The organism is Chitinimonas sp. BJYL2, from assembly GCF_027257935.1.
In the GTDB taxonomy this organism is placed as follows: Bacteria; Pseudomonadota; Gammaproteobacteria; order Burkholderiales; family Chitinimonadaceae; genus Chitinimonas.
The window spans coordinates 1084309-1105545 of record NZ_JANZKW010000001.1; the positions used below are offsets into that span (position 1 = coordinate 1084309).

At 62.6% G+C, this 21237-nt stretch carries 23 protein-coding genes and 1 other RNA gene; 11 read left to right on the forward strand and 13 right to left on the reverse strand.

Translation table 11 applies throughout. The annotated features are described in order from the left end of the window. Window positions 1-21: 21 nt before the first annotated feature. On the reverse strand, window positions 22-525 hold the full coding sequence (locus O9X62_RS05035; protein ID WP_269531672.1) for a TlpA disulfide reductase family protein: 504 nt from the start codon (window positions 523-525) through the stop codon (window positions 22-24). 137 nt (window positions 526-662) lie between these two features. Between O9X62_RS05035 and ylqF the strand changes: the two genes are divergently transcribed. The 6 genes from ylqF (at window position 663) to O9X62_RS05065 (ending at window position 3779) form a co-directional block, all read left to right on the forward strand. Next, a complete protein-coding gene (ylqF, locus tag O9X62_RS05040) occupies window positions 663-1574 on the forward strand; it encodes a ribosome biogenesis GTPase YlqF (RefSeq protein ID WP_269531673.1) in 912 nt (303 codons plus the stop codon). Then, the gene (locus O9X62_RS05045) at window positions 1571-2437 is read left to right on the forward strand and encodes a helical backbone metal receptor (protein WP_269531674.1); all 867 of its coding nucleotides are present in this window, start codon (window positions 1571-1573) and stop codon (window positions 2435-2437) included. The genes ylqF and O9X62_RS05045 overlap by 4 nt, the downstream gene beginning before the upstream one ends. Before the next feature lie 33 nt (window positions 2438-2470). After that, complete coding sequence (locus tag O9X62_RS05050) at window positions 2471-2692, forward strand: hypothetical protein (protein ID WP_269531675.1); 222 nt, start codon at window positions 2471-2473, stop codon at window positions 2690-2692. Further along, window positions 2689-2997: a cell division protein ZapA gene (locus tag O9X62_RS05055; RefSeq protein ID WP_269531676.1), complete on the forward strand. Its 309-nt coding sequence runs from the start codon at window positions 2689-2691 to the stop codon at window positions 2995-2997. Before O9X62_RS05050 ends, O9X62_RS05055 begins: the two co-directional genes overlap by 4 nt. A 38-nt stretch (window positions 2998-3035) precedes the next feature. After that, a non-coding RNA gene (gene ssrS / locus O9X62_RS05060) (6S RNA) lies at window positions 3036-3217 on the forward strand. A 19-nt stretch (window positions 3218-3236) separates the two neighbouring features. Further along, a complete protein-coding gene (locus O9X62_RS05065) occupies window positions 3237-3779 on the forward strand; it encodes a 5-formyltetrahydrofolate cyclo-ligase (RefSeq protein WP_269531677.1) in 543 nt (180 codons plus the stop codon). Between the two features lie 7 nt (window positions 3780-3786). Here the strand turns inward: O9X62_RS05065 and O9X62_RS05070 are convergent, their stop codons facing one another. Next, complete coding sequence (locus O9X62_RS05070) at window positions 3787-4692, reverse strand: cation diffusion facilitator family transporter (protein ID WP_269531678.1); 906 nt, start codon at window positions 4690-4692, stop codon at window positions 3787-3789. Between the two features lie 146 nt (window positions 4693-4838). Between O9X62_RS05070 and O9X62_RS05075 the strand changes: the two genes are divergently transcribed. From O9X62_RS05075 to O9X62_RS05090, 4 genes are all read left to right on the forward strand, one after another. Next, entirely contained in the window at window positions 4839-5306 is a 468-nt protein-coding gene (locus tag O9X62_RS05075) for an EVE domain-containing protein (RefSeq protein ID WP_269531679.1), read from the forward strand. Then, window positions 5303-6106, forward strand: coding sequence for a sulfite exporter TauE/SafE family protein (locus O9X62_RS05080; RefSeq protein WP_269531680.1), 804 nt, complete (start codon window positions 5303-5305; stop codon window positions 6104-6106). The genes O9X62_RS05075 and O9X62_RS05080 overlap by 4 nt, the downstream gene beginning before the upstream one ends. Next, entirely contained in the window at window positions 6103-7065 is a 963-nt protein-coding gene (gene pip, locus O9X62_RS05085; RefSeq protein WP_269531681.1) for a prolyl aminopeptidase, read from the forward strand. Before O9X62_RS05080 ends, pip begins: the two co-directional genes overlap by 4 nt. A gap of 64 nt (window positions 7066-7129) precedes the next feature. After that, a complete protein-coding gene (locus O9X62_RS05090) occupies window positions 7130-7378 on the forward strand; it encodes a YdcH family protein (RefSeq protein ID WP_269531682.1) in 249 nt (82 codons plus the stop codon). Between the two features lie 68 nt (window positions 7379-7446). Here O9X62_RS05090 and O9X62_RS05095 read toward each other — a convergent pair whose 3' ends face one another. The 6 genes from O9X62_RS05095 to glnK form a co-directional block, all read right to left on the reverse strand. After that, complete coding sequence (locus O9X62_RS05095) at window positions 7447-8829, reverse strand: EAL and HDOD domain-containing protein (protein ID WP_269531683.1); 1383 nt, start codon at window positions 8827-8829, stop codon at window positions 7447-7449. A gap of 140 nt (window positions 8830-8969) precedes the next feature. Next, complete coding sequence (locus O9X62_RS05100) at window positions 8970-9851, reverse strand: phosphoribosylaminoimidazolesuccinocarboxamide synthase (RefSeq protein ID WP_269531684.1); 882 nt, start codon at window positions 9849-9851, stop codon at window positions 8970-8972. Window positions 9852-9925: 74 nt separating this feature from the next. After that, complete coding sequence (locus tag O9X62_RS05105; protein ID WP_269531685.1) at window positions 9926-11077, reverse strand: 5-(carboxyamino)imidazole ribonucleotide synthase; 1152 nt, start codon at window positions 11075-11077, stop codon at window positions 9926-9928. Between the two features lie 3 nt (window positions 11078-11080). Continuing rightward, window positions 11081-11569 carry a 5-(carboxyamino)imidazole ribonucleotide mutase gene (gene purE / locus O9X62_RS05110; RefSeq protein ID WP_269531686.1) on the reverse strand — a complete coding sequence of 163 codons (489 nt, stop codon included), beginning with the start codon at window positions 11567-11569 and terminating at the stop codon, window positions 11081-11083. Window positions 11570-11784: 215 nt separating this feature from the next. Continuing rightward, complete coding sequence (locus tag O9X62_RS05115; RefSeq protein WP_269531687.1) at window positions 11785-13314, reverse strand: ammonium transporter; 1530 nt, start codon at window positions 13312-13314, stop codon at window positions 11785-11787. Between the two features lie 22 nt (window positions 13315-13336). After that, the gene (gene glnK, locus O9X62_RS05120; RefSeq protein WP_269531688.1) at window positions 13337-13675 is read right to left on the reverse strand and encodes a P-II family nitrogen regulator; all 339 of its coding nucleotides are present in this window, start codon (window positions 13673-13675) and stop codon (window positions 13337-13339) included. A 240-nt stretch (window positions 13676-13915) separates the two neighbouring features. On the opposite strand from glnK, the gene O9X62_RS05125 reads away from it, so the two are divergent. Further along, entirely contained in the window at window positions 13916-14191 is a 276-nt protein-coding gene (locus O9X62_RS05125) for an accessory factor UbiK family protein (protein WP_269531689.1), read from the forward strand. Between the two features lie 51 nt (window positions 14192-14242). Here the strand turns inward: O9X62_RS05125 and O9X62_RS05130 are convergent, their stop codons facing one another. From O9X62_RS05130 to ftsA, 5 genes are all read right to left on the reverse strand, one after another. Then, on the reverse strand, window positions 14243-17161 hold the full coding sequence (locus tag O9X62_RS05130; protein ID WP_269531690.1) for an EAL domain-containing protein: 2919 nt from the start codon (window positions 17159-17161) through the stop codon (window positions 14243-14245). A gap of 115 nt (window positions 17162-17276) precedes the next feature. After that, window positions 17277-17459 (reverse strand): hypothetical protein, encoded by a 183-nt coding sequence (locus O9X62_RS05135; protein ID WP_269531691.1) that lies wholly within the window; start codon window positions 17457-17459, stop codon window positions 17277-17279. 3 nt (window positions 17460-17462) lie between these two features. Next, entirely contained in the window at window positions 17463-18380 is a 918-nt protein-coding gene (gene lpxC / locus O9X62_RS05140; RefSeq protein WP_269531851.1) for a UDP-3-O-acyl-N-acetylglucosamine deacetylase, read from the reverse strand. A gap of 330 nt (window positions 18381-18710) precedes the next feature. Continuing rightward, the gene (gene ftsZ / locus O9X62_RS05145) at window positions 18711-19886 is read right to left on the reverse strand and encodes a cell division protein FtsZ (protein ID WP_374708388.1); all 1176 of its coding nucleotides are present in this window, start codon (window positions 19884-19886) and stop codon (window positions 18711-18713) included. Between the two features lie 84 nt (window positions 19887-19970). Beyond that, on the reverse strand, window positions 19971-21209 hold the full coding sequence (gene ftsA / locus O9X62_RS05150) for a cell division protein FtsA (protein ID WP_269531692.1): 1239 nt from the start codon (window positions 21207-21209) through the stop codon (window positions 19971-19973). Window positions 21210-21237 lie beyond the last annotated feature (28 nt).

Genomic DNA, 21237 nt, shown 5'->3' on the forward strand with positions numbered 1-21237 from the left:
ATGATCGGCCTTAACAGCCGCTCATGTCTCGCGCAGCTTTTGTTCGATCAGCGTGTGCAGCTGTTTGAAGTCCGGCTCGCCCAGATAGCGCTGTACCACCTTGCCCTGTTTGTCGATCAGCACTGTGGTGGGGGTGAGTTTGATATCGCCAAAGGCCTTGGCAATGCTGCCGTCGGTATCCAGTGCCACAAAGAATGGCAGCTGGGCTTTCTCGGTATAGGCCGACACGTAGTTGGGCGGGTCGTAGCTCATGGCCACGGCCACGGTTTCAAAGCCCTGCTCGGCGTATTTCTTGTGGGTTTCGATCAATTTGGGCATCTCGGCCATGCAGCCGGTGCAGCTGGTGGCCCAGAAGTTCACCAGTACCACCTTGCCCTTGAGCGCGGCCTGGCTGGTTTGCTGACCCTTGATCGAAACGTACTGTACGGCAGGAGCGCTAGGCTGGGCGGCGTTGCCAAGGATGATGATGCTGGCTACGGCGGCGGCCACGGCGGCGCCGATGGCGAATTTGAAGGCGGATTTCATGGTCTGGGGCAATCGGGCTGATGGCGTTTGGATCGGCAATCGGCCGGCAAGTTGCAAAGCCGGTATTGTATTGATTTATCGGCCTTTCTGCGCATAACGGTATAATCCGCCGCCTATTCAGTACAGCGAGCACAGCGATGGCAATCCAGTGGTACCCCGGCCATATGAACAAGGCGCGTAAGCACATCGCCGATACCATGGCCAAGGTGGACATGGTGATCGAAGTGCTCGACGCCCGCTTGCCGCGCATCACCACCAACCCGCTGATCCGCGAGTTGCGGGTGCATCGTCAGCGTCCCAGTCTCAAGGTGCTCAACAAGGCCGATCTGGCCGATCCGCAAGTCACCGCGGCTTGGGTGCAGCATTTCCGCCAGGAAGCCAACACCGCCGTCATTACCCTCGAAGAGGCCACGAAGCATCGCGATATGGGCAAGCTGATCAAGCTGTGCCGCGAGCTGGTGCCGCATCGCACGGGGGGCGAAAAGCCGGTGCGGGCCATGATTCTGGGCGTGCCCAATGTGGGCAAGTCCACGCTGATCAACGCACTGGCCAAGCGCAAGCTGGCCAAGGTGGCCGATACGCCGGGCGTGACCCAGAGCCAGCAACGCATCGAACTGCCCGACGGCACCATCCTTGTCGATACCCCCGGCATGATGTGGCCCAAGATCGCATCCAATAACGATGGCTACAAGCTCGCGCTCTCGGGCACCATCGGCCGTAATGCTTTTGATGCGGTGGATGTGGCCTGGTACGCGCTGGAGTGGTTGTCGGTCTATGCGCCCGAGGCGCTCAAAACCCGTTATCGCCTTGCCGATACCAGCCAGCCGCCCGAAGTGCTGTTCGAGCAGGCGGGGCGCAGCCTGGGATATGTGATTGGCGGCAACCGCGTCGATGACCAGAAAACCGCCGAGCGCATCCTTACGGATTTCCGCGCCACCACGCTGGGCCGCGTTTCGCTGGAGCGTCCGGACCAGGCGCTGGATCTCGATCTGCACGAAACCGAAGACGAAGCACCCTACGCCAGCGGCGACGCTGATGCCGAGGCATGAGCGGGCTGCGTAGCACGCTGTGGATGTTGATGGCGGCGCCGGTGCTGGCAAGCGTCAGCGTGCGTGACGACAGCGGCAGCACGGTTGAACTGTCTCAGCCGGCGCGGCGCATTGTCAGCCTGAGCCCGCATGCGACCGAATTGCTGTATGCCATGGGTGCGGGTGCCTTGCTGGTCGGGCGCGATGGCGCCAGCGACTATCCGGGCGCTGCGCGGGCGCTGCCGGTGGTGGGGGTGTATGGCGCCTTCAATGCCGAGGCCATCATCGCGCTCAAGCCCGATCTGGTCATTGCCTGGGAAGGCCCGCGCGCGGGCACGGCGCTGGATACGCTCAAGCGCCTGGGCATCCCCATTTTTGCCAGCCAGCCTGCGACCGTACGCGATATCCCCGCTGCGATGCGCGCCTTCGGTGTACTCACCGGACGCGATGGCGCCACTCCCGCCCGTCGCTTCGAGCAGGAATGGCGCGCCATCGAGGCCCGTTATGCACGCGGACCGATACTCACGGTGGTGCCCCAGGTGGGCGATGAACCGGCCATGACGGTCAATGGACGGCAGTTCGTGAGTGCCGTGTTTGCCGCTTGCGGCACGCGCAATCCGTTTGCGGACGAGGTAGCCGCCGTGCCGCTGTTGTCGGCCGAGGCTTTGCTGGCCGCCAGACCGCAAGCGATAGTGGCATTGGCAGAGCCGGTCATGGCGGCGCAGTGGCTCAAGCGCTGGCAGCCGCTGCCCTTGAAGGCGGCGCTGCTGGACGCATCACCCGACACGTTGGGCCGCCCCGGTCCCCGTGTGCTGGCCGCGGCCAGCACCCTGTGTGCAAGGCTTGATAAGCTGCGCAAGGCCAGCCAGCGCAAAATCGACTAGAATTCGCCGGCAAACCGTCATCACCGCGAGCCCATGGAAGCCGAACTCAGCAATCTAGAAGACCGGGTCACCACGCTGGCCATGCTGTGCCAGCAGCTGCGCCGCGAGAACCTTGAGCTGCGCCAGTCTGCATTGGCACTCAAGAACGAGCACCGGCGCGTCCAGGACAAACTCGACGCCACCCTTACCCGCGTGGAGCAGCTGATCGGCCAGCTCCCCGACGACGAGGACGACGCAGAGGAAGAAAGCGCATGAGCGAAGCCCGTCAGCTCGACGTCAACATCATGGGGCGCGACTTCCGCGTTGCCTGCCCCCCCGAGGAAGAACAAGCGCTACGCGAAGCCGTGGCCTACGTGGAACGCAAGATGCGCGAAATCCGCGATGGTGGCCATGTGATCGGCCTCGACAAGATCGCCATCATGGCGGCGCTGAACATTGCCCACGAATTCATGCATACACGGGTGACGGGCGGTTTGGACGTGGCCGACTTTCGGCGTAGAATCACCGCCATGCAGGACACCATTGACGAGGCCCTCAAGGAACAGCAGCAGCTGTTCTGAGCCGGCAACAAGCGATGGTCGCCCCAACCAGTTTTCAAGTTTCCCTGCGGCGCTCGACCCGGTTCGATATTCTTTGAACCAATATATTGACCTCGGTTTCTGGCTAGATGCGTCTGTTGTGCGCTACCCGTTTGTGGTGGTGCCTGATTTCAGCATCGCTGGTTACCACTTGAACCGTTCGGTTCAAGATGTGAGCCGGGACGGCGCCCGCGGGGATCCCCACCCCGCACAAATCCCCCATGAACGATAAAACCCGCCTCCGTAGCGAACTGCGCCGGCGGCGCAAGGCCTTGTCGCCAGCGGATCGTGCGCGGGCCGAGCGGGCTGTGCTGAGCCGGCTGAGGCCGCTGCTGCAGCGCGGTCGACGTATCGGCGTGTATCTGGCCATGGGCAGCGAGCTGGATCTGCGCGGGGTGCTGGCCCTGATGCAGCAGCGTGGCACACAGGCACTGGCACCCATGGTGCCGCGGCGTGGGCGTCGTCTGCGATTTGCGGCATTGCCGATCCGGCATGGTTGCCGAGACACGGTATCCGCACGTGCGCTGGACGCGGTGCTGGTGCCGCTGGTGGGATTCGATGCACACTGCGGTCGTCTGGGGCAGGGTGGTGGTTACTACGACACGAGCTTTGCTTTCCGCCGTTACACCAGCCGGCCGCGCCTGATCGGTGTGGCGTTTGAATGTCAACGTCTGGCGGTGGTGCCCATGGCACCGCATGATCGGCGTCTGGATGCCGTGCTGACCGAACTGGGCTGGTATGGCCGCAAACCTGTCCGCTTGTAAGCCAGATTCAATCGGCCTTGTCGGGCGCTACAAAAAGCCAGCGCACCTGGGGAAACGCCGCACGGATATCCGCTTCAAGCCGATTGATCTCCTCGACCAGCTCGGTGGGGGATTCGGCACGGATATCCGCTTTGACTGCCACCATCAGCCCGGCACCCATGGGTAGTGCCAGCAGATTGAACACCCGCACCACGGCCGGGTCCGCATCCAGCTGGCGGCGAAGCGCATCGCGTATTTCAGGGGGCACGGCCCGGCCGACGAGCAGCCCCTTGATCTCGACGCCGACAAAGATGGCAACCCCGATCAGCAGCAGACCTATCACTATCCCGCCTATCGCGTCGAAGATCGGGTTCTCGGTAAGCAGTGACAGTACGATCGACAGCAGAGCCAGCAGCAGCCCGAGCAGCGCGGCGATATGTTCGCCCACCAGGAGCACCTGGGCTCGTCGGGGTGTATGGCGCACCCAGCGCCACAGCGCCTGCCCGCCTTGCCCCTTGCGGATATCGTTCCAGCAGCACCAGAGCAAGGCCGACTGGAGGAGCATCCCGAACAGCAGGGCCGCTATGGCAATCCATGGTGCTTCGATTTCCTCGGGCTCACTGAGTTTGTGCATGCCCTCATAGATGGCAAACAGCCCGCCCAGGCTAAAGAGCATCAGTGCGGCAATGAACGACCAGTAATAGATGGCCTGTCCATAACCCTGAGGATAGTCTGGCGATGGCGGGGCCTTGGCGCGGCGGATGCCCCAGATCAATAGCAGCTGGTTGCCGCAATCGGCAAACGAATGGACGGAGCTGGCCAGCATGGCGCCCGAGCCGGTGTAGAGGGTGGCGCATAGTTTGGCGATAGCAATCAGGGCGTTGCCGCCCAGCGCATAAATCACGGGACGGGACGATGCAGCATGGGCTGACATGGACTTCCTCCTCGCTTCAGAGTCTAGCCGGTATTCGCCGTAGCGCGAGTCGGCATTCGCGACCGAAAATATTCCTCTTGCCACCTTGCCGCCTTGACCTGCAAGGGAGATAGTCCCGGCGCAGAGAAACCGCGCGGGAGACAGACATGCGCTACTGGCTGATGAAAGCCGAACCCGACGATGTGAGCATCGATGATCTGGCTGCCATGCCCGATCAGACTGTGGGATGGTATGGCGTGCGCAATTATCAGGCGCGCAATTTCATGCGCGATGCCATGCAGATCGGCGATCTGGCGTTGTTCTATCACAGTGGCTGCGCCGAACCCGGTGTGGCCGGCATTGTGCGCGTGTGCACGCCGGCCTACCCCGACCCGACCCAGTTCGACGCCAGCAACAAATACTACGACCCCAAATCCACCCCCGAGGCGCCGCGCTGGCAGCAGGTGGATGTACAGCTGGTCAAGAAGACTGCTTATCTGAGCCTGGCCGCCATGCGCGCCGTGCCCGAACTGGAAGGCATGCTCCTGCTCAAGCGCGGCAACCGGCTGTCGATCACGCCGGTGGAGCCAGCCCACTGGCGCACGGTGATGGCGCTGATCGGCGAGCCGGCATGAGCCTGCTGGCGATACTGGCTTTTCTGGGCACCGGGGCGGTTGCGGGTGTGCTCGCCGGTTTGCTGGGCGTGGGTGGTGGCCTTGTCATCGTGCCGGCGCTGGTGCTGGTGTTCGAATCGCTCGGGTTTCACGTGGCACATATCCAGCATCTGGCACTGGGTACCTCGCTAGCCAGCATCCTGTTCACCTCCGTTTCCAGCGTGCGCGCCCACCATCAGCGCGAGGCCGTGGATTGGCTTACCGTGCGCCGTATGGCCGCTGGCCTGGTGATAGGTACCTTTGCCGGCAGCTGGCTGGCTGCGCGATTGCCGTCACATGGGCTCCAGTGGTTTTTCGTGGTGTTTGCCCTGATCGTGGCGGCGCAGATGCTGTCGGGTTACAAACCCAAGGCCGGCCGCACCCTGCCGGGCATGGCCGGTACCTCGGCGGCGGGCGGGGTGATCGGCGTGATATCCAGTTTTGTCGGGATCGGTGGCGGTTCGTTATCGGTGCCTTTCCTGACCTGGTGTAATGTCGCCATGCAGCGTGCCGTGGGAACCTCGGCGGCGCTGGGCTTTCCGATTGCCATGGCCGGCTTTGCCGGTTATGCCCTCAACGGCTTGGGGGCCATGCAGCTGCCGCCCGGCAGCTTCGGCTACGTCTACTTGCCGGCCTTGGCGTCCATTGTGCTGGCTAGCGTCATCACCGCGCCGTTGGGAGCAGCATTGGCGCACCGCTTGCCGGTGCCTACCCTGAAAAAGTGTTTCGCGGCACTGCTGATCCTGATTGCCTGCCGCATGCTCTATGGACTGATCTCATGACCCAACGCGATGCCTTGTACCCACCCATCGAACCGAACCGCAGCGGCAGGTTGCCGCTCGATGATGTGCACACCATGTACTGGGAAGAATCGGGCAACCCGAATGGGGTGCCCGTGCTGTTCCTGCATGGTGGCCCCGGCTCGGGCGCCAGCCCCAAGCATCGCCAGTTCTTTGATCCGGCGTTCTACCGCATCGTGATATTTGATCAGCGTGGCGCGGGCCGTTCCACGCCGGTGGGCAATCTGCACGACAACACTACCCAGCATCTGGTGGCCGACATCGAACGCCTGCGCGAGATGCTGGGCGTGACGCGCTGGCTGGTGTTTGGCGGCAGCTGGGGCTCGACGCTGGCGCTGGCCTATGGCGAAGCCCACCCCGAGCGCTGCCTGGGTTTCGTTTTGCGTGGCATCTTCCTGTGCCGGGCATGGGAGATCAGCTGGTTCATGCGCGGCATGCGCCAGTTCTTTCCCGAGGCCTGGCAACGCTTTGCCAACCATCTGCCCGAGGTCGAACGCGGCGATCTGCTCGCGCACTACCACCGCCGGCTGGCCGACCCGAACCCGGATATCCACCTGCCGGCCGCACGGGTCTGGAGCGTGTACGAGGGCGAGTGTGCCACCCTGCATCCCGATCCAGCGGTGCAGGCCAACTACGGCAGCGATGGCGTGGCGCTGGGCGTGGGCCGGATCGAGGCGCATTACTTTGTGAACCGCATCTTCCTGCCCGAGAACGCCCTGCTGGACAACGTAGGGCGGATCAAGCACCTGCCGATGATCACGATTCAAGGCCGCTACGATGTGCTTTGCCCACCGGTCTCTGCTTGGGAGCTGCATCAGGCCTGGCCGGGATCGACACTGGAAATCGTGCAGGATGCCGGCCATTCGGCTTGGGAGCCGGGCATCACGCGCGGCTTGGTGCGGGCTTGCGAGCAGATGAAGGCACGCTTGCAGGCCGCTTGACGCATATCAAAGGGGCTGGCAGGCCTTGGGTTCAGGATGAGGGTGTCTGAACCAGGAGCCCACCATGCATATTGAACATCACCCCCTGATTGCCGAGTTTCCCGAGCACCGCGATACCATTCATGCCCTCAAGCTGGAAAATGCGCACTTCAGCCGTCTGGCGGCCGATTTCGAGCATATCGACAAAGCGGTAACGCGCATCGAGAACGGTGAGGAGCGCACCGATGCAGTCACACTGGAGAACATGAAGAAGCAGCGTCTGGCAGTGCTGGACGAGCTGTACGGCATGATCAGGGCCTCAGTGCCCGCCTGATTAAAAGGGCGCAACAAACAAAAAGCCGCGTTGACCCACGCGGCTTTTTGTTTGTCCGCGGGCGGGACTCAGACCACCTCTTCCACCCATAGCAGCGCTTCGATCTGTGCGCGGTTGGCCTCGGTCTGGGTCACGCCGGCAGCCTCGAACAGCGCGGGGTCGTCTGGCAGGTCACCATCCTCGCAGGCCAATGCCAATGCCAGCATGCCGCCATAAGGGCCGCGCTGGTAAAGCAGGGCTTCGTTGACGGCCGCCGGCAGGTTGAGTTTCTCGAGGATCTTGTCCATGGGCTGGCGCAGCAGCGCTTCGAGCATAGAGAACATGCCGGTGGTGAACAGCAGATCCAGCTCATCGCGCTTGAAGCGCTTGCCGCCCAGCGTTTCCATGATGCGGCCACGCAGGAGCGAGGTTTCCAGCAGGATGTTGTGATCGCCGTCCTGGCGCTCGTGGCTGAACAGCAGCAGGGTGAGCCAGCGGTAAAGCTGTTTGTGGCCGAGTACGATCATCGCGCGATCCAGCGTATCCACCTTGGCCAGCAGCCCCGAACCCGGTGAATTCACATAGCGCAGCAGCTTGAACGAGAGCATGGGGTCGTACTTCATGGCGTTGGCGATGACCGTGGGTTCGGCCTCCGTGCGCACCAGATTCAGGACTTCGAGCAGGCGCAGATAGCTGGCGTCCACCGCATCGGCCTCGGAGATTTCCTTGCGGCGCAGATAGCTGCCCTGCAGGAAATGCACCTGCAACTGGCGGCAGACCTGCAGCTCCTCGAAGAAATGGATATCACCCACCAAGAGTTCGGCATCCGGCGCGGCATGGGCCGTGGCCGAGATGGCCTTGGAGAGTTCGGTCACATCCTTATCGGTGACCGAGAGCTTGTGGTAATCGGCAATGCTGAACAGCGGTAGCAACGGCGGGTCGAACGGGAAGTTGTCGAAACCCAGCTGGAAACCATCGGCTTTGACCTGTTTGAGCAGCTCGGCCTGCGCCATGGGGTCACGGAAGAACTCGGCATCGTAATGCAGCATCAGCACGAATCGGCCGCGTGGCAGCTTTCTCAATAGCGGGCTGTCGAGCGACCAGACGGAGATCTCCAGAAAGATGCGCTTCTGGCCGAAGGCCTTGCTGGATTCTTCGGCAATGAAATTCCTTAGCAGGACTTCGTCGTAAAGCTTCCATACCGAATGGGGAATTTTGGATTTGCGCTTGAGCACGCTCTCGCGCAGGCGGAAGTCGTAGCCCACGACCTTGAGTTCGCGGTCGAGCACGATTTCGCGCTGCAGCATGGTATCGACCGGGGTGCCCGCCACAAAACCGGCCTGGCCGGGTGCGGCACCGAGCGCGCTGGTCGCGGGCGTCGCGCTAGTGGGCGCACGTGAGGAGATGGGGCTGGGTGCCGGGGCGGGCGTATCGTTGCCGCCGAACATTTTTTTGATCAGTCCGAAGACCATGGCTAGGGCCGTTTCGCGGTTATTTTTCCTGACGCATCACCAGAATAGCTTGCCCGTCGCAGAGTCCCAAATCCATTACCCAAAGGTTGGATGACCGGCAAGAAAAAACCCGGCCATATTGGGCCGGGTTGGGGGCAGGCTCAGGCGCCGGTGAGCTTTTCCAGCGCTTCGCGGTACTTGGCGGCGGTTCGCTCGGCCACTTCCAGCGGCAGGGCCGGCGCGGGTGGCGTCTTGTTCCAGCCCGTGGTTTCGAGCCAGTCACGTACGAACTGTTTGTCGTAACTGGGCGGGTTGCTGCCCGGTGCGTACTGGTCGGCCGGCCAGAAGCGGCTCGAATCCGGCGTCAGCGCTTCGTCCATCAGGCATAGCGTGCCATCAGTATCGAGACCGAACTCGAACTTGGTATCGGCAATGATGATGCCGCGCGTGGCAGCGTACTCGCTAGCAGCCAGATAGAGCTTGATGGCGGTATCGCGGACCTTGGCGGCCAGCTCGGCACCGATCAGGTCGCAGGTCTGTTCGAAGGAGATCGGCTCGTCATGGTTACCCACGGCGGCCTTGGTGGACGGTGTGAAGATCGGTTCGGGCAGTTTCTGTGCTTCGACCAGACCGGCCGGCAGCTGGATGCCACTCACCGCGCCGGTTGCCTTGTAGTCTTTCCAGCCACCACCGACGATATAGCCACGCACCACGGCCTCGACCGGCACCGGCTTGAGGCGTTTGACGACCACGGCGCGACCTTCGACCTGCGGGCGATCGGCAGCGCTGACCACGTCTTCCGCCTTCTCGCCGGTGAAGTGGCTGGGCACCAGATCCTTGAGTTTGTCGAACCAGAAGTTGGAGATCGCGGTGAGGATCTTGCCCTTGGCCGGAATCGGTTCGTTGAGGATCACATCAAAGGCCGAGAGGCGATCAGTAGCGATCATCAGCATGCGGCGCTCGTCGATCTCGTACAGATCGCGGACCTTGCCGCTGTAGATCTTCTTGAGGCTGGTGAGGTTGGTGGTGGTCAGGCCATCCATGGTGCATATTCCCGTAGCTCGGGTTTGAACCCGATATTTCGATGTATCGGGTTGAACCCCGACCTGCAAATGCTTTACAGCGTGTCTTTGAGTGCTTCGGCCTGTTCCAGCGCGGCTTCGGCCGAGCCGGCCAGCACGCAGAAGTGGCCCATCTTGCGACCCGGACGTGCCTGCTTCTTGCCGTAAAGGTGCAGGTGCGCGTTGGGCGCCTGCATCAGCACATCCCAGTTCGGCTCACCGCCGTCCTCTTTCCAGACGTCGCCGAGCAGGTTCACCATCACCACGGGCGAGAGCAGATCGGGCTTGCCCGGATGCAGGCCACACATGGCGCGCACCTGCTGCTCGTACTGGCTGGTGAGGCAGGCGTCGATCGTGTAATGGCCCGAGTTGTGCGGGCGTGGCGCCATTTCGTTGACGACCAGTTCGCCACCATCGAGAACAAAGAACTCCACGGCCAGCACACCCACATAATCAAGCGCCTCAGCCAGCTGCTGCGCCATGGTTTGCGCTTGCGCGGCGAGATGGATGTCGACCTGGGCCGGCACGATGCTGATGTCGAGGATGCCCTTGGCGTGGCGGTTTTCCGCGACCGGGAAGACGGCGCTTTCATGCGCGCTGCTACGGGTGACGATGGCCGAGATTTCGCACACCAGCGGCATCATCTTTTCCAGTACGCAGGCCTGGCCGCCGAGATCGGCATAGGCGGCACGGGCTTCTTCGGCTGTCTTGACGCGCACCTGACCCTTGCCGTCGTAACCGAGGCGGGCGGTCTTGAGGATGCCGGGCAAATAGGGCGCGAGATCGTGGTTCAGGTCATCCACGGTTTCGAGCGCCAGGTACGGTGCGGTGGCGAGGCCGGCTTTGCGGATCCAGGACTTCTCCTGAATGCGGTCCTGGGCGATGGCGACGCAATCGCCGGAGGGGCTCACCGGCACATGCTGGGCGAGCCAGCGCATCGAGTCGGCGTTCACGTTCTCGAACTCGGTGGTGATGGCGGCGCAGGTTTCGGCCAGCTCCTTGAGCGCGGCGTGGTCGTTGAACGCAGCACACAGATGCACATCGGCAAAATCGGCAGCCGGCGCGCTGGCATCAGGATCGAGCACGGTGACGCGGTAGCCCATGGTCTTGGCGGCCACGGTGAACATGCGGCCGAGTTGGCCGCCGCCGAGTATGCCGAGCATGGCCGGCGGCAGGATGGGGCGTACCAGGGGATAACGCTGCGTCATGACCTACTCTACTTCCGGCAGTTCCATCGCGAGTACCGTGTTCTTCTGGTCTTCGCGGAACTGATTGAGGCGCGCACGCAGTTCAGGGATTTCGTTGGCCAGCAGGGCCACGGCGAACAGGCCGGCATTGGCGGCACCGGCTTCGCCGATGGCGAAGGTGGCCACCGGAATGCCCTTGGGCATCTGCACGATGGACAGCAGCGAGTCTTCGCCGCGCAGGTACTTGCTGGGCACGGGGACGCCGAGCACCGGAATGGTGGTCTTGGCGGCCAGCATGCCGGGCAGGTGGGCTGCGCCGCCAGCGCCGGCGATGATGGCCTTCAGGCCACGCGCTTCGGCGGTCTCGGCGTACTCGAACAGCAAGTCCGGCGTACGGTGTGCGGAGACGACGCGGGCCTCGAAGGCCACGCCGAAGGCTTTGAGCTGACGCGCAGCATGCTGCATGACTTCCCAGTCAGAGTTGCTGCCCATCACCAGGCCGACCTGAATCATCGGGTAATCCCCTGTTTCAAAAGGCGGATTCTACCGAAAATCGGCTTTGCGCCATATGCCGATGATGCGACGGGGATTTGTAGCTGTCGCAGGGTACTTACAGACCGGCTGCCGTTGCGGCGCACCAATGAAAATGGCCTGTCAGGTGACAGGCCATTCTCTTTGTCCGGCGACTGGCGGAGGGCACCGCCAGACCGGGTTAAAGCTGCAGCTGCTTACAGGTTGTAAGCCTTCTCACCGTGGCTGGTGACGTCGAGGCCTTCGCGCTCTTCGTCTTCCGGCACGCGCAGACCGATCACCAGATCAATCAGCTTGTAAGCCACGACCGAGACCACACCCGACACCACCAGCGTGACCAGCACGCCCTGGGTCTGGATCCAGACCTGCGAGGCGATCGAGTAGTTCGGGGCGACGGCGTTGGCGACGTAGTCCCACACACCGGTACCGCCGAGGGCCGGATCGGCAAACACGCCGGTCAGGATGGCGCCGAGGATACCGCCCACGCCGTGCACGCCGAATACATCCAGTGCATCGTCAGCACCCAGCAGGCGCTTGAGGCCATGCACGCCCCACAGGCAGACCACACCAGCCAGCGCGCCGATGACCATGGCACCACCGACACCGACAAAACCGCAAGCCGGAGTAATGGCAACCAGGCCGGCTACCGCGCCTGAGGCAGCGCCCAGCATGGAGGGCTTGCCCTTCCAGATCCACTCGACGGCGGTCCAGGCACAGGCGGCCAGTGCGGTGGCAACCCAAGTGTTGATGAAGGCCAGTGCGCCAATGCCGTTGGCTTCGAGAGCCGAACCGGCGTTGAAACCAAACCAGCCGAACCACAGCAGCGAAGCACCGATCATGGTCATGGTCAGGCTGTGCGGGGTCATGGCTTCCTTGCCCAGACCGACGCGCTTGCCGACGAAGTAGGCACCGACCAGGCCGGCCACGGCTGCGTTGATGTGCACCACGGTGCCACCAGCGAAGTCCAGCGCGCCCTTGGCGAACAGCCAGCCAGCAGCAGCGGTAGCGGCTTCGGCAGCCTTGGCATCGATATAGGCATCAGGGCCGGACCAGTACCAGACCATGTGTGCCATGGGCAGGTAGCTGAAGCTGAACCAGATCACCACGAAGGCAAGCACGGCCGAGAACTTCACGCGTTCTGCAAAGGCACCGACGATCAGGCCGCAGGTAATGGCGGCGAACGCGCCCTGGAACACCACGTAGATCAGTTCGGAAATATAGATACCCTTGGACCAGGTAGCGGCCAGGGAATCCGGCGTTACGCCTTTGAGGAACAGCTTGCTGAAGCCGCCCACGGCGCTGTTGAGGCTGCCACCATCGGTGAAGGCCACGCTGTAGCCGTAAACAACCCACAGCACGGAAATCAGCGAGAACACGACAAACACCTGCATCAGCACGCTGAGCATGTTCTTGGCGCGCACCAGGCCGCCGTAGAACAGGGCCAGACCAGGGATCGACATCAGGATGACGAAAGCGGTGGCCACAAAGATCCAGCCGTTATCGGCCTTGCTCAATGTGGGGGCCGGTGCGGCAACTGCCGGGGCAGCCTCGGGTGCGGCGGCTGCCACAGGGGCGGATTCGGCAGGTGCTGCTGCCGGGGCCGCTGCGGACTCGGGCGTGGCCGCAGCCGCTTCGGCGACGGGTGCGGCGGCAGGCGCTTCTTCTGCCCATGCACTGCCGAAACTCATGGCGCTGGCCAGTGCCAGCGCGGTCAGTAGTTTCTTCATTTGGCTCATCTCCCTCGTAGGCTTAGAGCGCGTCAGCGCCGGTTTCACCGGTGCGGATGCGGATGACTTGTTCGAGCTCGAAGACGAAGATCTTGCCGTCACCGATCTTGCCGGTATTGGCGGACTTTTCGATGGCCTCGATGACCTGATCGAGCAGGTCGTCCTTCACGGCGATTTCGAGTTTGACCTTGGGCAGGAAATCGACCACATACTCCGCGCCGCGATACAGCTCGGTGTGGCCCTTTTGACGGCCGAAACCCTTGACCTCGGTCACGGTGACACCTTGCACGCCTATGGCGGAAAGTGCCTCGCGGACCTCGTCAAGCTTGAACGGCTTGATGATGGCGCTAACGAACTTCATCTTCGCTCCTTGAATGGATACCCGGAAAAATGCTTCGGTAGGAAGCGTTAGCATGGGTCGTGCCAAGGAAATATATCCTTAATTATCAATAAGATGCTTCGCCTTCCCCGGCGATGCGCCGCAATATTGCACCGCATTGGTGCGCCCGGGCGCTGCCCTGCCTGCCCTTGGTGCGCGCGCATGATCACGGTGCGATTTGCTATCCTTGTGTCATCCCCTTTGTGAAGCAGGAGCGTCCCCATGCTGGCTCAACGTCTGTTCGATGAAGTAAGTGGCAAGCTAGCTGAAGTGATGGCGGCGGGACCTGGGCGCGATATCGAGAAGAATGCGCGTGCGGTACTCTCGGCGGCATTCGCTAAACTGGATCTGGTGACGCGGGAAGAGTTCGAGGTCCAGCAGGCCGTATTGGCGCGTACCCGTGAAGCGCTGGCAGCACTGGAAGCCCGTGTGCAGGCGCTGGAGGCCCGTCGCGGTGATGCCGCGCCGGCCCAAGACAATCCACAGGACGATTTCTAGGCGATCAGTGGCGTCGCCACGGTGGGCCCGTGGCGCGCACGGAGACCAGTGTCAGGCAGGGGTGGTCTGGAAATCAGCGACCCACTCGGCCAGATCGGCAGCCGGCATGGGCCGCGCAAAGTAGTAGCCTTGCGCCACATCGCAACCCTCGCCATCGAGGAAGTTGAGCTGCTCCAGGGTTTCGACTCCCTCGGCTACCACGGTCATGCGCATGCTCTGGCCAATGCGGACGACGGCACTGGCCAGCGCGCGGTCGCCTTCATCCTCGCCCAGATCGCGGACAAAGCTCTGATCCAGCTTCAGCTCACTGACCGGAAAGCGTTTCAGATAGCCCAGGCTCGAATAGCCTGTCCCGAAGTCGTCCACCGCCAGGGCAACACCCATCTCGTCCAGTTGTGACAAGGCGTTGAGCGTCTTGTCATCGCGCATCATCATCAGGCTTTCGGTGATTTCCAGTGTCAGCCGGCTGGCGGGCAGGCCATGCCGTTTGAGGCACTCGGCCACCAGCGCCGGCACATCGTCATGGCGGAACTGGCGGGGCGAGAGGTTGACCGAAATCCGCGGGATCGCCAGTCCTTCGGCATCCCACTGTGCGAGCTGGCGGCAGGCTTCGTTGAGCACCCAGATACCGATCTCATCAATCAGCCCGCTTTCCTCGGCGATCGGAATGAACCGTGCTGGCGAGACCATGCCCCAGTTAGGGTGCTGCCAGCGGATCAAGGCTTCGAGACCGTGCAGATGTTGCGTGGCGATGCCGACCTGAGGCTGATAGAACAGGCGCAGTTCACGGTTCAGCATGGCCTGGCGCAGGGCGGCTTCCATTTCCAGTCGCGCCGCCGCGTCGTCGTTCATATCGTGGCTGTAGAAGCAGAAGGCGTTGCGACCCAGTTCCTTGGCGCGGTACATGGCGGTATCGGCATGCTTGAGCAGGGTGTCGTAATCTTGCCCGTCCTCGGGGAACAGGGCGATGCCGATACTGGCTGAGCCGTTCAGGGTCAGCCCGTCCATATCGATGCGTTCGGCCACGGCGGCGATCACCTTGCTGGCCACGGCGGCGGCGCCTTCGGCACCGCACTCGGGCAGCAGCATCAGGAATTCGTCACCGCCGAGACGGCAAACGGTGTCGGAGTCACGCAGCACGGTCTCGAAACGCTTGGCCACGGTCTGCAGCAAACGGTCGCCCACCGCGTGGCCGAGGGAATCGTTGATGGTCTTGAAGCGATCCAGGTCCACGAACATCAGCGCCAGCGGCCAGCCATTGCGCTGAGCCTGTGCCAGCGACAGCTCGACCCGGTCGGCCAGCAGTGAGCGGTTAGGCAGGCCGGTGAGCGCATCGTAGAAGGCCAGCGCATGGACGCGGTCTTCTGCCTCGCGGTGCTCGATGGCGATGCCTGCAAGATGCGTGCACGCTTCAACGATACGGCGCTGGAACGCATCAGGCCCGCGTGCTGTCCGGTAATACAGGGCAAAGGTACCGACAACGCGGCCATCGCGGGCGCGGATCGGGCTCGACCAGCAGGCAGCGAGGCCGTGCTCGCGCGCCAGCTCTGCGTAATCGGCCCAGCGCGGGTCGGTGGCAATGTCGGTCGCGTTGACTTCCTGGTTCAGATAGGCCGCCGTGCCACATGAACCGCAGCGTGGACCGATGATGCTGCCATCCACCGCACTAGTGAAGCTGGCCGGGACACTGGGTGCTGAGCCGGTATGCAGCGTATCGCCGTCCAGCAGCAGGATCGAGCACAGGGCATCGGGGGCCAGCATTTCCACGTTATGGGTGATCTGATCCAGGATGTCCCGCAGGGGTTGCCCCGAGGCAATATTGCCGAGCACGGCATGCTGCAGATTCAGCATCTGCTCCGAGCGCAGTTCCTCTTCGATCCCCCGCGCATAGGCGACCACGCATTCGGTGCCGTCGAAGGCCAGATGGCTGGCATGGATCTCGATCGGGATCATCTGTCCGCGCGCACTGCGGAAGTGGCTACGGAAGCTGTGCCCGCCGCTATCCTTGATCGTGTCCCACAGCGACGCCCAGCGTGACTCATCCAGACTGGGATCAAATGCCCAGATGGGCCGCCCCAGCAAGGCATCGTGAGGGATTTCCAGCATCTTGCCGGTGTGGAAATTGGCATCGCGCAGGGTGCCGTCCGGATTCAGCCAGATCACGGCAATACTGGCTTGCTGTACGGTGAACTCGATGAACCGCAGGCGCTGCTCGGTTTCGCGCTGCTGGCCGATATCGCGGATGATCAGATACAGCAGCTGCCGGCCACCGACCTGAATCGCAATCGCGTGTACGGCCACTTCACGCACACGACCGTTGCGGCATTGATGACGGCTGATGAAAAAGTGTCCTTCCTCCAGCCTTGCCTGTTCCAGCGATGTCAGGAAATCGCCACGGATGACGTCGGTGGCCAGCTCACCGATGCGCAAACCCAGAAATGCTTCGTTGTCATAGCCATAGAACGCTCGAGCCGCGGCATTGGCCGCGAGGATTTCCCCCTGCACCGGATCAATCACCAGCTTGGGTGCGAGACTGCGCTCGAAAACCTGCCGGTACGCGGTTTCGCGTTCCTGCAATGCTTGCTCGGAGGCTTTGCGTTTGTCGATGTTGGCAATAAAGGCAAAGGCACCGTCGTAGTTGCCGGCGGCATCGAACAGCGGGGCGGTGGAGACCTCGCCCCAGAAGCAGCTGCCATCGCGGCGACGGAAGTGGAATTCGTGAATTTCCCGCACACCGCTACGGCGGCGCTCGACATTCGCCTCGGCCTGGGGGCGCGCGCCCTCTTCGACAAAGTCCCATAGCGGACGGCCTATCAGCGCCGCTTCGGCTTCGCCGAGCATCCGTGCCATGGTGGCATTGACGTACACGGTCCGGCTGTCTGCGTCGATGACCCAGACTCCGTCTTCCGCTTCCTCCACCAGACGCCGGTAGAACGCCGGGTCATCAAATAGGTTGTGTTGGGCTGCCATCGCGTTTTTTGTGTGCGCGGAATTATATATATAGGGCGCACGCCAGCATTTGCCCAAGCCCGAAGCAAGATCTGTTGCGTTTAGTCAAAGGAAGGCGGCAAAGGCGCCACCCGGCTCAGGCCAGCAGTCGCTGCAGGAACAGGCCGATCAGGATGAAGGCGAGCAGGCCAAGTGCACTGAAGCCGACCCAGCGGCGACGCCGTCGCCATAGCGCATCGCCGCTGCGCTTCTCCTTCCACAGGCACAGTGCCCAGGCGAGCAGGAGCAAGAGGAACAGGACGCGCAGCAGGGTGAACATGGTTCAGATCGCGGCCGGGCTGTAACGGTGGAAGGCGGCGGGCACGTCGTCGGCGTGCTGAAAGCTGACAAACTCGTAGTTGTCCGGATCGGCCAGGAGTTCGCGCAAGAGCTTGTTGTTCATGGCATGACCTGATTTGAAGCCTTCAAACGCGGCAATCAGCGGGTAGCCGAGGATGTACAGGTCGCCAATCGCGTCGAGCGCCTTGTGGCGCACGAATTCGTCTTCGAAACGCAGGCCTTCCTGGTTAAGCACCTTGTACTCATCGAGCACGATGGCGTTTTCCATACTGCCGCCTTGGCCCAGGTTATTGGTGCGCATGTACTCGACCTCATGCATGAAGCCAAAGGTGCGCGCCCGTGCGACCTCTTTGATGTAGCTGGTCTCGGCGAAATCGAGCTCCACCGTCTGCGCGGCCTTCTGGAAGGCCGGGTGCTTGAACTCGATGGTCAGGCTGATCTTGTAGCCTTCGTGCGGCTTGAAACGTACCCATTTGTCGCCTTCGACGGCTTCGACGGGCTTCTTGACGCGCACATAGCGCTTGCGAGCGGGTTTCTGTTCCTTCACGCCGGCCTGCTGGATCAGGTACAGGAACGGTGCTGCGCTGCCATCCATGATGGGCATCTCGGACGCAGTGACATCGACGATCACATTGTCGATACCCAGGCCGGCAAAGGCCGACATCAGGTGCTCGATGGTGGCCACGCGCACGCCATCCTTGACCAGCGTGGACGAGAGCCGCGTGTCATTGACCAGATCGGGACCGACCTTGAACGAGGGTTTGTCGGCCAGATCGGCACGGCGGAACACGATGCCGGTATCGGCCGGCGCGGGCGACAGCGTCAGCTCGACCTTGTCGCCCGAGTGCAGACCCACGCCCACGGCGCGGATGGATTCTTTGAGGGTGCGCTGGTAAATCATCTGGCTCATCCAGTCGGTGATGTACCCCCGGCCTGCTGGCGGGATGCTCGCTCGCCATCGTACGCCGGACGCCCCGGGAGAGGGCGGAACGTCCGGACGTGCGGCAGACGCAAGGGGCACGCAGCCACCGATTTTGCCATATCGCAAAACCGGAACCGATTGAACCTTGCTATTGCGGCGTTAGGTCGTGTTACCACCTAGCGCTGTTAGGATGGAAAGGAATCGTAGCGAGCAGCCCGTGGCGTGGTCGAGAGGCGCAGTCGTACGTCATGTACGACGAGCATCGCAGGCCGCGTCACGGGTTGCGCAGTAGATTCTCTTCCATCCGACTCAGTCAGCCTGCTTGCGCAGGAAGGCCGGAATGTCCATGTCACCACCGGCAAACACGGCGCCACGCGACGATTCCACCGAAGCACCCACGCTGCCGGCGCGGCGGCCGGTGCGGAACACGGCAGGGGTATCGAGCTCGTCGTAGTTCATGGCCGGCATGGCATCGTCGGTACCCGTACGCTGCACCACCGTCAGGTTCGGCATCTTCTTGTCGACACGGCCACCCAGACCCGTGGCGACCAGGGTCACGCGGATGCTGTCGCCCATGTTTTCGTCGAAGGCGGTACCGAAGATGATGCGGGCATCTTCCGAGGTGTAGGCCTTGATGGTGTCCATGACTTCATGGACTTCCTTCATCTTCAGGCTGTAGTCGGCGGTGATGTTGACCAGCACGCCGCGGGCGCCGTTCAAGCTGATGTCTTCCAGCAGCGGGCTGTTCACAGCCGATTCGGCAGCCTGGCGTGCACGATCCACGCCCTCGGCATGGGCCGAGCCCATCATGGCCATGCCCATCTCGGTCATCACGGCCTTCACGTCGGCGAAGTCCACGTTCACGAGGCCAGGCACATTGATGATTTCGGCGATGCCGGCCACGGCACCCTTGAGCACGTCGTCGGCGGCCTTGAAGGCATCCTTGAACGAGACATCCTCACCCAGCACCTGCATCAGCTTGTCGTTGGGGATGATGATCAGCGAATCAACGTGCTTCTGCAGCGCTTCGATACCGGCTTGCGCAGCCTTCTGGCGCTTGCCTTCGAAAGCGAACGGACGGGTCACCACACCGACGGTGAGGATGCCCTTTTCACGCGCGACTTCGGCCACGACCGGTGCAGCACCGGTGCCGGTGCCGCCACCCATGCCGGCGGTGATGAACACCATGTCGGCGCCTTCGAGCAGTTCCGAAATGCGTTCACGGTCTTCTTCGGCCGCGGCGCGGCCGATATCGGGATTGGCGCCTGCGCCCAGACCCTTGGTCAGCGTACCGCCGAGCTGAACCAGGTTGTCGGCGCGGTTGCGCTTGAGCGCTTGTGCGTCGGTGTTGGCGCAGATGAACTCCACGCCGGTGACGCCGGCGGCGATCATGTGATCGACAGCGTTACCGCCGCAACCACCGACGCCGACGACCTTGATACGGGCGACCGGCACCACGTCTTGTGCTGCTTCCAGAAACGAAATAGGCATTGCTCTCTCCTCGTTGCCCTACAAACTTCAAACATTGAACAAGTGACGCGGCCAAGGGCCGCACTCAAAAACCGGAAATCAGAAATTGCCCTGGAACCACGCCTTCATGCGTTCGACGAGGTTGCCCAGGCTGGCGCCCTGCATGGCCTTGAGGCCGTTGCGGTGCGCTTGCTGCTTGCCAATCATCAACAAGCCGACGACGGTGGAGAACCGCGGGTTCTTCACCACCTCGGCCAGACTGCCGGTGTACTTGGGCACGCCCAGGCGTACCGGCAGGTGGAAAACTTCTTCACCGAGCTCGACCATGCCCTGCATCTGGGCTGATCCCCCGGTGATCACGATGCCGCTCGACAGCCGCTCCTCAAAACCCGAGCGGCGCAGTTCGGCCTGCACCAGGCTGTAAAGCTCCTCAACGCGCGGTTCGATCACATCGGCCAGCGTCTGCCGGGCCATCTGCCGCGAACCGCGCTCGCCCACGCCGGGCACTTCGATCATCTCTTGCGGATCGGCGAGCTGGCGCAGGGCGATGCCGTGGGCACGCTTGATGTCCTCGGCTTCCTTGGTCGGCGTGCGCAGGGCCATCGCGATATCGTTGGTGATCTGGTCGCCGGCAATCGGAATCACCGCCGTATGACGGATCGCCCCTTCGCTGAACACGGCGATATCGGTGGTGCCGCCACCGATGTCGATCAGGCAGACGCCCAGTTCCTTCTCGTCCTCGCTGAGCACGGCGTGGGCGCTGGCCAGCGGTTGCAGGACCAGATCGCTCATCTCCAGGCCGCAGCGACGCACGCACTTGGTGATGTTCTGCGCGGCCGAGATCGCGCCGGTCACGATGTGCACCTTCACTTCCAGACGCACACCGCTCATGCCCAGCGGTTCCTTCACGTCTTCCTGCCCGTCGATGATGAATTCCTGGGTCAGGATGTGGAGGATCTGGTGTTCGGTGGGTACCGGGATGGCGCGTGCGGTTTCGATCACGCGGTCCACGTCGGCCTGGCCGACTTCCTTGTCCTTGATGGCGACCATGCCGTGCGAGTTGAAGCTGCGGATGTGGCTGCCGGCAATGCCTGTGAGCACTTCGCGGATCTTGCAGTCGGCCATCAGCTCGGCTTCTTCGAGCGCGCGCTGGATGGCGCCCACGGTGGATTCGATATTGACCACCACGCCCTTCTTGAGGCCCTTGGACGGCGCCTGGCCGAGGCCGATGATCTCCATCCGGCCATCGGGCTGGATCTCGGCCACCAGCGCCACGATCTTCGAGGTACCGATATCGAGGCCGACCAGCAGGTTTTGTGTTGCGTTCGGTTTGTTCACCGTTGTTCTCCAGACTGCTTTGTCTTGT